This is a genomic window from Halalkalibacter sp. AB-rgal2, assembly GCF_041821005.1.
Classification (GTDB): domain Bacteria; phylum Bacillota; class Bacilli; order Bacillales; family Bacillaceae_D; genus Halalkalibacter.
In genome coordinates this window covers 1-544 of the sequence record NZ_JBGUAV010000077.1, presented here as the reverse complement: position 1 = coordinate 544, position 544 = coordinate 1, and the positions used below count along the sequence as shown (strand labels likewise).

Annotated in this window: 1 protein-coding gene; it reads left to right on the top strand. The window is 36.2% G+C overall.

Going from position 1 to position 544, the window contains the following annotated elements; all coding sequences use genetic code 11:
- Positions 1-349 precede the first annotated feature (349 nt).
- The coding region (locus tag ACERJO_RS21055) for a flagellin N-terminal helical domain-containing protein (protein ID WP_483867215.1) at positions 350-544 on the top strand (195 nt) is incomplete at its 3' end.

The window sequence follows — 544 nt, the reverse complement described above, 5'->3', positions numbered from 1 at the left end:
GCAAGCAAACCAACAACCACAATCAGTTCTTCAACTTCTTGGATAATCGATTATTGGTTAAAGAAGACCCTGTGTTTTACAGGGTCTTTTTTAGTTGAACGTTCAAAAAATTACACTCTTAATCTGCGAAATGAATTAAATGAATGAAAATTTACCCGTGGCAAAAGATTTATAAAAAACCTAAAAATTTTTAAAAATAGTTAAAAACTATTAAACAATACTAAATATCGGTCGATATAATGAATAAGCGTAAAGTGAGAAGTGATTACGAGATATTTCTTGCGGAACGCTTATACTTAACCAACCACAAGGACGTGGGCGGTAACACACTCAAGGAGGAAGTTATATTATGATTATTAACAACAATTTACCTGCAATGAATGCACACCGTCAACTTGGTGTTAACCAATTTGCTGGTGCGAAAGCTCAAGAGAAATTATCTTCAGGTCTTCGTATTAACCGTGCTGGTGACGATGCTGCTGGACTTGCAATCTCTGAAAAAATGCGTGCGCAAATCCGTGGATTAGACCAAGCTAGCCGTAAC